Source organism: Synechococcus sp. 8F6 (assembly GCF_002252665.1).
GTDB lineage: Bacteria > Cyanobacteriota > Cyanobacteriia > PCC-6307 > Cyanobiaceae > Cyanobium_A.
In genome coordinates, this window is record NZ_NQKZ01000008.1 from 94,653 (window position 1) to 104,119 (window position 9,467).

14 protein-coding genes and 3 pseudogenes are annotated in these 9,467 nt (G+C 61.9%); 14 read left to right on the forward strand and 3 right to left on the reverse strand.

Annotated features, from left to right (window positions below):
* Positions 1–142: 142 nt before the first annotated feature.
* Positions 143–736, reverse strand: coding sequence for a MerR family transcriptional regulator (locus CJZ78_RS07845; RefSeq protein WP_233128584.1), 594 nt, complete (start codon positions 734–736; stop codon positions 143–145).
* Here CJZ78_RS07845 and CJZ78_RS07850 point away from each other — a divergent pair.
* From CJZ78_RS07850 to CJZ78_RS07900, 11 genes and pseudogenes are all read left to right on the forward strand, one after another.
* Positions 710–1,333 (forward strand): DUF305 domain-containing protein, encoded by a 624-nt coding sequence (locus CJZ78_RS07850; RefSeq protein WP_233128585.1) that lies wholly within the window; start codon positions 710–712, stop codon positions 1,331–1,333. The two genes, CJZ78_RS07845 and CJZ78_RS07850, sit on opposite strands and share 27 nt — an antisense overlap.
* A gap of 19 nt (positions 1,334–1,352) precedes the next feature.
* Entirely contained in the window at positions 1,353–1,571 is a 219-nt protein-coding gene (locus tag CJZ78_RS07855; protein ID WP_094560367.1) for a DUF3721 domain-containing protein, read from the forward strand.
* Between the two features lie 19 nt (positions 1,572–1,590).
* Complete coding sequence (locus tag CJZ78_RS07860) at positions 1,591–1,836, forward strand: hypothetical protein (RefSeq protein WP_094560369.1); 246 nt, start codon at positions 1,591–1,593, stop codon at positions 1,834–1,836.
* Between the two features lie 191 nt (positions 1,837–2,027).
* On the forward strand, positions 2,028–2,396 hold the full coding sequence (locus tag CJZ78_RS07865) for an AbrB family transcriptional regulator (RefSeq protein ID WP_094560371.1): 369 nt from the start codon (positions 2,028–2,030) through the stop codon (positions 2,394–2,396).
* A 271-nt stretch (positions 2,397–2,667) separates the two neighbouring features.
* Positions 2,668–2,859 (forward strand): annotated as a pseudogene (locus tag CJZ78_RS07870) (ArdC family protein); the annotation flags it as partial.
* Positions 2,860–2,968: 109 nt separating this feature from the next.
* Entirely contained in the window at positions 2,969–4,093 is a 1,125-nt protein-coding gene (locus CJZ78_RS07875; protein WP_233128586.1) for a PglZ domain-containing protein, read from the forward strand.
* 44 nt (positions 4,094–4,137) lie between these two features.
* On the forward strand, positions 4,138–4,431 hold the full coding sequence (locus tag CJZ78_RS07880; RefSeq protein ID WP_233128587.1) for a type II toxin-antitoxin system Phd/YefM family antitoxin: 294 nt from the start codon (positions 4,138–4,140) through the stop codon (positions 4,429–4,431).
* Between the two features lie 70 nt (positions 4,432–4,501).
* A complete protein-coding gene (locus CJZ78_RS07885; protein WP_233128594.1) occupies positions 4,502–4,861 on the forward strand; it encodes a type II toxin-antitoxin system VapC family toxin in 360 nt (119 codons plus the stop codon).
* Between the two features lie 88 nt (positions 4,862–4,949).
* Positions 4,950–5,270: pseudogene (locus CJZ78_RS07890) on the forward strand (type II toxin-antitoxin system VapC family toxin); the annotation flags it as partial.
* 155 nt (positions 5,271–5,425) lie between these two features.
* The gene (locus CJZ78_RS07895; protein WP_094560377.1) at positions 5,426–5,680 is read left to right on the forward strand and encodes a type II toxin-antitoxin system Phd/YefM family antitoxin; all 255 of its coding nucleotides are present in this window, start codon (positions 5,426–5,428) and stop codon (positions 5,678–5,680) included.
* Positions 5,681–5,684: 4 nt separating this feature from the next.
* Positions 5,685–6,107 (forward strand): type II toxin-antitoxin system VapC family toxin, encoded by a 423-nt coding sequence (locus tag CJZ78_RS07900; RefSeq protein ID WP_094560379.1) that lies wholly within the window; start codon positions 5,685–5,687, stop codon positions 6,105–6,107.
* A 97-nt stretch (positions 6,108–6,204) separates the two neighbouring features.
* On the opposite strand, the gene CJZ78_RS07905 is transcribed toward CJZ78_RS07900, so the two are convergent.
* On the reverse strand, positions 6,205–7,122 hold the full coding sequence (locus CJZ78_RS07905; protein ID WP_233128588.1) for a sterol desaturase family protein: 918 nt from the start codon (positions 7,120–7,122) through the stop codon (positions 6,205–6,207).
* Between the two features lie 123 nt (positions 7,123–7,245).
* Here CJZ78_RS07905 and CJZ78_RS07910 point away from each other — a divergent pair.
* Together CJZ78_RS07910 and CJZ78_RS07920 are read left to right on the forward strand one after the other, a co-directional pair.
* Positions 7,246–7,359: pseudogene (locus CJZ78_RS07910) on the forward strand (YccF domain-containing protein); the annotation flags it as partial.
* An 810-nt stretch (positions 7,360–8,169) separates the two neighbouring features.
* The gene (locus CJZ78_RS07920) at positions 8,170–8,430 is read left to right on the forward strand and encodes a hypothetical protein (RefSeq protein WP_094560470.1); all 261 of its coding nucleotides are present in this window, start codon (positions 8,170–8,172) and stop codon (positions 8,428–8,430) included.
* 227 nt (positions 8,431–8,657) lie between these two features.
* On the opposite strand, the gene CJZ78_RS14055 is transcribed toward CJZ78_RS07920, so the two are convergent.
* Positions 8,658–8,828 (reverse strand): hypothetical protein, encoded by a 171-nt coding sequence (locus CJZ78_RS14055; protein ID WP_158217052.1) that lies wholly within the window; start codon positions 8,826–8,828, stop codon positions 8,658–8,660.
* Between the two features lie 266 nt (positions 8,829–9,094).
* Between CJZ78_RS14055 and CJZ78_RS07925 the strand changes: the two genes are divergently transcribed.
* Complete coding sequence (locus CJZ78_RS07925) at positions 9,095–9,238, forward strand: chlorophyll a/b-binding protein (protein WP_094560385.1); 144 nt, start codon at positions 9,095–9,097, stop codon at positions 9,236–9,238.
* Positions 9,239–9,467: the final 229 nt, after the last annotated feature.

The window sequence follows — 9,467 nt, forward strand, 5'->3', positions numbered from 1 at the left end:
GCCGCGAGAACGTCCTGATAGTGCATCCAAAGAACGTGGATTGCCATGGGCAAGAATCAGGGACAGCGCTGCTGCTGGATTCCGCTCCTCGCTGCTGGACTGCTGATCGGATCAAGCGGGGTATCGCCAGTGGTACGGCGCTTCAGGCCGCTGAGGGTTTGCGGCCGCCGCAGTCTTCCCAGCTGCTGAGCAGGCCATTGAGCTCTTGGCGCAGATTGTGCAGGGCATCGATCTTCTGTTCGATCTCGCCCGCTTTGCTGCGGATTGTCGCTTTCAGCGATTCACACGTGCAGATCCTCGAACGGCGCGATTCCAGAATTTGCGTCACGTTCTGGAGGGGGATGTCCATGGCTTTGAGGGTGCGGATCAGGGCCAGCTCCGCGAACACCTCGTCGCCAAACAACCGGTAGCCGCCCTCACTGCGGCTGCTGGGCTGGATCAGGTCTTGATCGCAGTAGAAGCGGATCGTCTTGATGGTGAGGCCGGAGCGCTGAGCCACCTCGCCGATCTTCAGGGGTGCAGCAACCACCACTTGACTCTCCTCTAAGGGGAGACTGCATCGTAGAACCATCGCTTGCCCTTTTCCATGCGTTCGCTCGCCGTCTCCCTGCTGCTCTCTGGGGTCTGGGCTGCTCCGGTTCTGGCCCAGGGCGATCCCCACCACCACCATCAGCATCACCAGCACCATCAACACCACAACGCAGTCCCCATGACCCCGGCCGCTGGTCAGGGTCATCACGGGCAGGGCAGCCATGACAGCCACAGTCATGACAGCCACAGTCATGACGTTGGCCCGGCCGGCGCCACCTACGACCTTCGCTGGCTCGACGCCATGGTGCAGCACCACACCGGTGCTCTACGGATGAGCGAGTTCGTGTTCAACATCGGTTCTCCCGGTGTGGGTGCCCTCGCCAACGGCATCTGGCGCAAGCAAGCCCGCGAGATCAAGGCCATGGGGCAATGGCGCAAGCCCTGGTATCCGGAGGCTCCTGTGTATCCCGTGGCCCTCAAGCCCGGCGGGGATGCCAACAGCATGGCCGGCCTTGAGCGCATGAGCGCCGCCCAGATCCAGGCGATGCAGATGATGGGCTCCACCCCCACCAAGGACAACCGCGTGGTCTGGTTTCTGGAAGGGATGATCGCCCACCATGGCGGTGCCCTGGAGATGGCACACGATGCACTCAAGAAGAGCAGCAATCCCACTGTGCGCAGGTTGTCACGGGAGATCATCGTGGCCCAGCGCAACGAAATCATTGAGCTGCGGCGCATGCTGCGGCTTGAGGGATTGAGCAAGCCGGAGTACAGCCAATATGACGCATTGTTCAACTTCTGATCCAGCACCAAAAACCCCAATGAACAAGTTCATCAAGGCCCTCATCTCTGGTTTGGTCCTGGCCGTGGTGGCTGCGCCTGTCGGCGGTCATGCCCACCCCAAGGGCCTCTACGACAGCCAGGAGCAGGCCGAGCAACGGGCCAAGGAGCTGGGTTGTGAGGGCACCCATCGCAACAGCGGCAAGTGGAAGCCCTGCAGCAATGAGGCTGCCTTACACCAGCACCTGCGTCATCACTGATTCATCCGCCGTACTTGCCATGGTCTTGCTGACGAAATCCCGCTGGCGCCAGCTGCATCGTTGGGTCGTGCCGATTGCGGCGGTACCGCTGTTGGTCACCGCGGCCACCGGCTCGCTCTACAGCTTGTTGCTGGAGCAGGGCATCGATGCCTTCTGGCTGCTCAAGATCCATTCCGGTCGCTTTGGCCCGCTGAACCTGCAGCCCTACTACTCCGTGCTTCTCGGCCTATCCACCCTGGTGGTGATCATCTCCGGGGCTGGCTAGCTCCTTTCCCGACGCAGGCCCAAGGGGCACGCATCCAACTAGTTCGGCAGTGCGGGTCTGTGCCTGAGCACAACACGGATCATCCCGAGGTCCGTCGACTGAAGAACGGCTGTAAATCCATCGGGGTGTCGCTCTAGCTGTAGACAACGGGCTATAACTTGTTATGTTATTGATACCACTGTTGTAGAGCGATGCTTACTGGTCCGGATCTGCTCGCCAAGGTTAAGGAGCTCGGCGATGTCTCCAAGTCAGACCTGGCGCGGGAATGTGGTTATGTGACCACCAAAAAAGATGGTGGCGAACGGATCAACTTCACCGCCTTCTACGAAGCCCTGCTCGTTGCCAAAGGTGTCAGCCTTGGCACTGATGGTGGCCGTGGCCTGGGTAAGGGTGGCCGCAAGTTGGCCTACTCCACCAAGGTGCAGTTCAACGGCAACCTGATGGTGGGCAAGGCCTACACCGCCATGCTGGATCTGAAGCCTGGCGATGAGTTCGAGATCAAGCTCGGCCGCAAGCAGATCAAGCTGATCCCCATGGGTGGCTCCGACGAAGAGGAGTGATCCTCAGCTTCTTCGGGCGTTTGAGAGCTGAAACACGACGCGCAGGATTCCTCAGCGTGCGTGGCCGCGCAAGGGCTTCGCAAGCCGGCCCACCGCAAGCGATGAGACGCCCAGGGCACTGGTTGTTGTGAGTGCTGTGGCCGGCCCTTGACGCTGGCCGCGCTGGCGCTTGCGGTCCTGCGCTTGCCCCTTCGTGGCTGTTGCTTCCCCATCCCGCTCCATCCGATCCCAAGGTTCGGCCGCAGCCAAGGCTTCCCCAGAAGAGAAGCTGGTGGCCTCCCTGATTGCCCTGCTGGAAGCGGGCACCACTCCTTGGCGGCGGGAGTGGGATGCCGCAGCCGGCGGGCATCACGTGAATCTGCTTCCGGGCCGGCGCTACCGCGGGGCCAATCCGGTGCTGCTCACCCTGGGGCTGCATCTGCGGGGATCAGCCCTGCCCTACTGGTGCGGCTTTGCCGAGGCCAAGGCGTTGGTGATCTTTCCCCGCAAGGGCAGCAAGGCGGTGCATGTGCTGCGGCCCCAGGTGCATCAGTTGGCAGAAAGCCGGCTGGAGGAAGCCGGCACTGAGGGCGATGCCGGCACTGCGTCCCTGGCTGGATGGCACCGCCAGCCGCTTCCAGAACGCTGTGGCCAGCAGTGGCCTGCCCACTCCGGCCGATCAAGGTGCCATCACGGCCGAGCCAAGCGAAGTGCTGTTGTTTGCCGATGGCCTCCGCTACGACGTGGCCCGCCAACTACAGAAGGAGCTGGAGGTGATGGGGATCACCGGCAGCCTCACCACCCGATGGGCGGGGCTGCCCACGGTCACCGCCACAGCCAAGCCCGCCATCACGCCCCTCATTGGTGACATCCAGGGCCAGGCCCTGCCAGAAGACTTCGCTCCGGCCTTCCGCTCCGGCAAGCCCACCAGTGCCGCCGAGCTGCGCAAGGCCCTCAACGCCCAGGGCTACACCGTCCTGGGCGACGACGAGTTGAACCTCCCCTCCAGTGCTGAGGCTCGCGGCTGGCTGGAGACCGGTGACCTCGACCACCGCGGCCATCAGCTCCAGAACGACCTGCCGCGCCAGATCCATTCGGAGATCGAACGGCTGGCGCTTCGCATCCAGAAGCTGCTGGACGCCGGTTGGCGCTCCGTGAAGGTCGTTACCGACCACGGCTGGTTGTTCTGTCCCGATGGCCTGCCCACGGCTGAGTTGCCCAAGCACCTCACCGCCAGCAAATGGGCTCGCTGCGCCGCCATCAAGGGAGAGTCCCAAGTGCCGGTGCCCACCGCTGCCTGGAGCTGGAACCCCAGTGAGCAGTTCGCCACCCCGAGCGGCGCTGCCTGCTTCAACACAGGAGGCAGCTACTCCTATGCCCATGGCGGCATCAGCCTGCAGGAGTGCCTCACTCCTGTACTGGTCGTTTCCGGTGGAGCGATCAACGCGCCGGCTGCGGCCATCACCGAGATCAGCTGGAAGGGCCTGCGCTGCAATTTGGAGGTCAGTGGAACCACCGCAGGACTGAAGGCTGACCTACGCCGTGACACGGCCAATGGCCCGTCCGTGGCCACCACCGCCAAACCCATCGACGATGGCGCTGCCCGGTTGCTGGTCGAGGATGACGAGCTGGAAGGTGCAGCGGTGGTGGCGGTGCTGTTGAGCCCTGATGGCCGGGTGATCGCCCAACGCCGCACCGTGGTTGGAGGAGAAGCGTGAATAGCAAAATCCGGCCTAGTGTGGTCGCATCGGCGGAGTCAGGCATGGCAGATGTGGTCGCAAGTCAGGTGTCGGTGCGGGATCTCAAAACCCACCTCTCCGAATGGCTGGCCCGTGCCCAGTCCGGTGAGGTGGTGGAAGTCACCTCCCATCGCAAACCCATCGCCCGCATCACCGCTGTGAAGCCAGCGGACTCAGGGATAACCAGCCCGCTGCAAAAAGCGATTGATGCGGGCCTGATCAGCTGGAATGGTCAGAAGCCCAACTTGCCCCCTCCCGTGAAGTTGCGGGGGCAAGGGAAGTTGCTCAGCGACATCGTGATTGAGGATCGGGGTTGAGCTGGTGATCCTTTTCTGTGACACCAGCGCGCTGATGAAGTTGCTGGTTGACGAAGCCCAATCAGATCAGATGCGGCAGGTCAGCAGCACTGTTGATGCCATCGGGGTCTGCCGGATCAGCTGGGCCGAAACAATGGCTGCCCTTGCTCGCCTCCAGCGGGAAGACCCGGTCTGCAACGAAGATCTCGAACAGGCCCGGCAGCACCTGATCCAATCCTGGAAAACCTTCACCATTGTGGAAGTCAGCCAGCCATTGGTGGAAACGGCTGGGCGCTTTGCCGACGTCTTTGCCCTTCGCGGATACGACAGCGTGCAGCTCGCCGCTGCCCATGAACTGCACGTCAACTCCGAACAACCTGTCACCTTCGCCTGCTACGACCGTCGACTGAATCAGGCCGCCCAGCTCCTCCAGCTGGAGGTGTTGCCATGACCGCTTCACCAGCCAACACCAGTGAGATGGACCATCTCGACCAGCTCGGTGCCAAGGCCTTTGATGGCTTTATGGCGCAGCCCGGGCCAGATTGGCCGATGCCAGCCTCGAGGCCCCTGAGTTGATCGATGCCGAGCTGCTCTCGGTGTTGCGGCGGCTCGTGCTGGCAGATCAGTTATCCGAAAAGCACGTGCTGCAGGCCCTGGCCACGGCCCAGCAAATCGGCTTGCGGCGCCATCCCAGCCGCCATCTCTGGCCACGGGCCTGGGACCTGCGCACCAACCTCAGCGCCTACGACGCGCTCTATGTGGCCCTGGCCGAGCAGCTGGGCGCCACGCTGCTCACGGCCGATAGCCGGGCCGCCCGAGCACCGGGCCTGCGCTGCAGCGTGGAGGTGTTGACGCCATGAACGTTGTTCTGGACGTTGCCTTTGCGCAGGAGATCGGCGACGTGCTTTATCGCCTCCAACCCTGGACGAGCTGCGCCGGTCCACACACCTCGTCAAGGATCGGGCCATGTGCCCGCTTAGACTGGTCATCCAACTAGTCAATGGTTGAGGCCTCAATGACGGTCTGGCCTGTTCAGCACGCCAAAGCGCGTTTCAGCGAGCTGCTCGACACCTGTCAGCGTGAGGGGCCCCAGGTGGTGTCGCGGCGGGGCTGTGAAGCCGCCGTGCTTGTGCCCATTGATGAGTGGCGTCGTCTCCAGGCAGCTGCACGGCCCAGCCTGAAAGATCTGTTGCTGAGCCCAGGCGCCCGCAGCGAGATGTTGGTGCCGCCCCGGGGCCAGGCCCGTCGGCGCTCTGTGCCAGCCCTGTAGTCCTGTGGCGTTTCTGCTGGACACCAACGTGGTTTCGGAGCTGCGCAAGCCGCACCCCCATGGCACTGTGCTCGCCTGGCTCCACAGCGTCCACGACGCTGACCTCCATCTAGCCAGCGTGACCCTTGGCGAGATCCAGGCAGGCATCGAACTCACCCGCGAACAGGACCCTGCCAAGGCCGCCGAGATCGAGCAGTGGCTCGTTCAGGTGAGCTGCACCTACAACATCCTGCCGATGGATGGAGCGGCTTTTCGCTGCTGGGCCCAGCTCATGCATCGGCAATCCGACACCCTCTACGAGGACGCCATGATCGCTGCGATTGCCAGGGTTCATCAGCTCACGGTCGTCACACGCAACGAGGCTGATTTCAGCCGATTTGGCGTGGTGCTGATCAATCCATTCACCACTCGGGGGCGTGAGGCCTGAGCAGGTTCTGAGTCTGCGGCAGAAGCATCTCGGGCCAGGGTTCCTACCTCCGTGGGGTTGATGCGCACCAACATCGTTGACCTGAGCCTTGGCCCGATCAGGTCGTCGTCGCAGAAGCGTTCAGACCCGTGGAGTAGCCCGCATCATGCGTGTTGCAAACCTGGTCCCAGAACGTGAAGTAGAGCCAAAAGTGCACCGACGGGCGGTGGTGGTGCAGGGCGTGGTGCGCCGGCCCGATCACCCAGCGGCCCAGCCAGTGGTGGGGGAATCGGCGTGGCAGGTACTCAAGATCGAGGTGGTTCACAATTGCCCACACGGTCATGGTGCTGAGCACAGCCAGCAGGGTGATCAAGTGCAGGGGAATCAGCATCACAACCAACACCAGAAACAACGACTGCACCAAGGCTTCTGGAGGATCGAACGCAAAGGATGTCCAGGGTGTGGGCCGGCGGGAGCGGTGGTGCCCCCGGTGAAACAGGGCATACAGAACTGGGTGATGGAATAGGCGGTGAGTGAAGTAGAAAGCCGCGTCCTGCAAGATGAGCACTGTGAGATAACTCACGCCCAGATACCACCAGGTGTTGGGCTCGACATCCGCGTAGAGCCGCGTCATGCCATGGGCTTGCAGCCCCAGCACCGCAGCAGCGGCAAGGGCGAACACTGCTGCCGAGAGCACTGACAAGCGGATGTCATGGTGGATTCCGTCTCGGATCCTCCGGTTCTGAAGATCCGACGATGCAGATTTGACACGGGAACGGCAGACACGAACCAGGTACCAACACCCTCCGGCAGCAAGGAAATAGCGAGCCAGGATGATCAGAAAAAACACAAGGCTGTCACCCCCGAAGGAATGCTCTGCCCATGTCCACCCGAACCCATCAAAAGCGGGGTGATCCTGAAGCGGTGGCTGGATGATTCCGATGCCGATATCGTTCGCTGCGTTCTGAAATTTCAGGCTAGAGAGAAACAGGACCCCAAAGCTGCCGCAGTGATGCGGCATGTGTGGATCTGCCACCAAACCAACCACAGCTACACGCCAAGGTGTGGCAGGCAACTGGAGAGCGCCGCGACCGGACCCATGCTCCGTTTTCTGCTCAACGTCCTCTGTTTGTGCCGGGGGGCCTTGTGATGGGCCTGGGCCAGGGGCTGCTTTGTGACGATCATCGGCATCCCCTTTGGGATCCAGCACATCAAGTTGGCGCTGATCGCCCTGGCACCGATCGGGATGCAGGTGGTTCCGGGGCGCCGCTGAATGAACAGGGCCTTAAGAACTGGTCGGCCAGCGCCACGGGTTCACCGCTGCGGCTGCCACCCACCGACATGGGCAGTGGCTTCAATGGCATTGATGCCTACTGGTATCAGGACACAGCCAATTACGTGCGGCTGCAGCTGCCCTCAGGTCACAACGGCATCCTGATCGCTGGTGATGGGCAGCAGACGTTCAGCAAGATCCCCCTCTGCGGGACCGCTCCAACAGCCGACAACCACCTCGCCAATAAGGCCTACGTCGACAGCAAGACGGCTGCTGGCACCTACCTGCCGTTGGCCGGCGGAACGATGACGGGTGGCATCACCCTGCCCACCACGATTGCCAGCTTCTCGTACGGCAGCACGGGCTACAACTAGTTCGGTGGCAGTGGTGGCGTTGCCCTGCGCAGCAACACCACCAACCTGTGGACGACGACCTCAGCGAATACCACCTTCAATCAGACGATCGTTGCCCAGCCCACGGGTGGCGTGCACATGGGTTCGGGTGGTTCCTTCCTGAAACGCGGCAGCAGCTCCACAAAGATTGCCGCCACGGGAATGATCGAACTGCCTGCTGATGCACCAGCGGCAGGGGAGGTGATCCGCAAGGACTACGCCGACAGCACCTACGCCACCAAGGTGGCGATGAGCGACGTCTTTGACGAACCGGCCGCCCTCAAGAGCGAAGTGGCTTCCCTCAAGGCTGCGGGGCGTGCTCTAGCCAGCCGACTGCCCCAGCCAGTCCCCGAGCCCGCTCGAGCCACAGAGCCAGGCCGGGCGCGGCAGTATGTAACGAAGTTGTTACATGGCTCTCATGACTGTCGGGGAAGTCTTTCTGGAGTCCCTCTCCAGCGGCGTGATCACGGAACGAGAGATCTCCTGGGTTGCTTCCCAGCAGGGTGCCTTTGCCCGCCACGAGGAAGCCCTGGCGCTTCGGTTGGGTCGCTTGGTCGACGAGGGGCAGATCAACCTTGGCTGCCGCCTGCCTAGTCGTCTTGTCCAGCACAAGCTTGTGCTCAACGAATGGATCGAACCGCTGGGCCGGCGCCGCGGCATAGCAGCCGTCTGCGCCTGATACCGCAGCAGCTCGTATGACGCAAGACAACACATTGCAGTACTGGCAGAACATGCGCATCGCCATGGAAGCTGCCGGCGCAACCTCAAGTGCCATTTACAAACGCGCCGTGGCGATCACCCAGGGGCTGCCAGATCCCCTCGCAGCTCAGGATTCAGCTGAGGGCTAGCTGCTTGTCCCTCTCTGATATTGGGGTTTCACCGCGTTGCTTTGGTGCAGCGGCCAACCTATGCCACCTGTTGCTCATCGCCCACGGATACTGGATGGCCCACCAGTTCAGAAGACTCACAAGCGGTGATCCAGCTACGCAGCAGCGGGTAGCGCTGAACCATCGCGGCATATTCAGCTGATTGACGGTAGGAGGCTTCCAGAAGCCGGTAGTCAAGGTCCGACTGCATGGACTGCTGCTCTCCGGAAACCAGCTCTGCTGTTAGCGCGAGATGCCTGTGGCCTGGTTGATCAGATGTCATGGAGATCAAACGGGCGCCAAGGGCTGTGGCAAGGCGCTCTGCAACAAGAGTGCCGGAGCCGGCTTGCCGTTGCTGCTCCTGTCAGTGGGAGCAGACAGAAGGCGTCACTGTTAGCCGGACGAACGACAGCGGAGCACCCCCTTGCGCCGCATGTTCACAACCTGTTACATTGGCGTTAACACTTCGTCGCAACCATGACTGAGTCCGCTTCTCGCTTCGGGTTTGTCGCTTTCGCTGAAACCTGGAATGGCCGTTTGGCAATGCTTGGTTTTGTGATCGGTCTTGGCACCGAGCTCCTGACAGGTCAGGGCATCCTTTCCCAAATTGGCCTGGGTTGAACGCCATGCAAACCGACTACACCGCTGCAATTTCGGTCGTTGCCCTGATCACCGCCGTGCTCTCGGCAATGACGATCTACGTGCTGAGCCGTCCTACGGACCTGGCTAAGAGGGTTGGATGATTTCTGCAATCACAGTTCTCCTTATCGGTGCCTGGATTGTTGGTGCTCTCAACCAGCCGGACCTAGCCGATTGAGCTTTTAGCTCTTGTTTGTTCAGCTTTCCAGCA

What these genes read in the sequence shown, in the direction of transcription:
- CJZ78_RS07850 (WP_233128585.1), top strand. Translation starts at nt 710, where the DNA reads ATGACCCCGGCCGCTGGTCAGGGTCATCACGGGCAGGGCAGCCATGAC.
- CJZ78_RS07845 (WP_233128584.1), bottom strand. Translation starts at nt 736, where the DNA reads ATGACCCTGACCAGCGGCCGGGGTCATGGGGACTGCGTTGTGGTGTTG.
- CJZ78_RS07855 (WP_094560367.1), top strand. Translation starts at nt 1,353, where the DNA reads ATGAACAAGTTCATCAAGGCCCTCATCTCTGGTTTGGTCCTGGCCGTG.
- CJZ78_RS07860 (WP_094560369.1), top strand. Translation starts at nt 1,591, where the DNA reads ATGGTCTTGCTGACGAAATCCCGCTGGCGCCAGCTGCATCGTTGGGTC.
- CJZ78_RS07865 (WP_094560371.1), top strand. Translation starts at nt 2,028, where the DNA reads ATGCTTACTGGTCCGGATCTGCTCGCCAAGGTTAAGGAGCTCGGCGAT.
- CJZ78_RS07875 (WP_233128586.1), top strand. Translation starts at nt 2,969, where the DNA reads ATGCCGGCACTGCGTCCCTGGCTGGATGGCACCGCCAGCCGCTTCCAG.
- CJZ78_RS07880 (WP_233128587.1), top strand. Translation starts at nt 4,138, where the DNA reads ATGGCAGATGTGGTCGCAAGTCAGGTGTCGGTGCGGGATCTCAAAACC.
- CJZ78_RS07885 (WP_233128594.1), top strand. Translation starts at nt 4,502, where the DNA reads ATGCGGCAGGTCAGCAGCACTGTTGATGCCATCGGGGTCTGCCGGATC.
- CJZ78_RS07895 (WP_094560377.1), top strand. Translation starts at nt 5,426, where the DNA reads ATGACGGTCTGGCCTGTTCAGCACGCCAAAGCGCGTTTCAGCGAGCTG.
- CJZ78_RS07920 (WP_094560470.1), top strand. Translation starts at nt 8,170, where the DNA reads ATGACTGTCGGGGAAGTCTTTCTGGAGTCCCTCTCCAGCGGCGTGATC.
- CJZ78_RS14055 (WP_158217052.1), bottom strand. Translation starts at nt 8,828, where the DNA reads ATGCAGTCGGACCTTGACTACCGGCTTCTGGAAGCCTCCTACCGTCAA.
- CJZ78_RS07925 (WP_094560385.1), top strand. Translation starts at nt 9,095, where the DNA reads ATGACTGAGTCCGCTTCTCGCTTCGGGTTTGTCGCTTTCGCTGAAACC.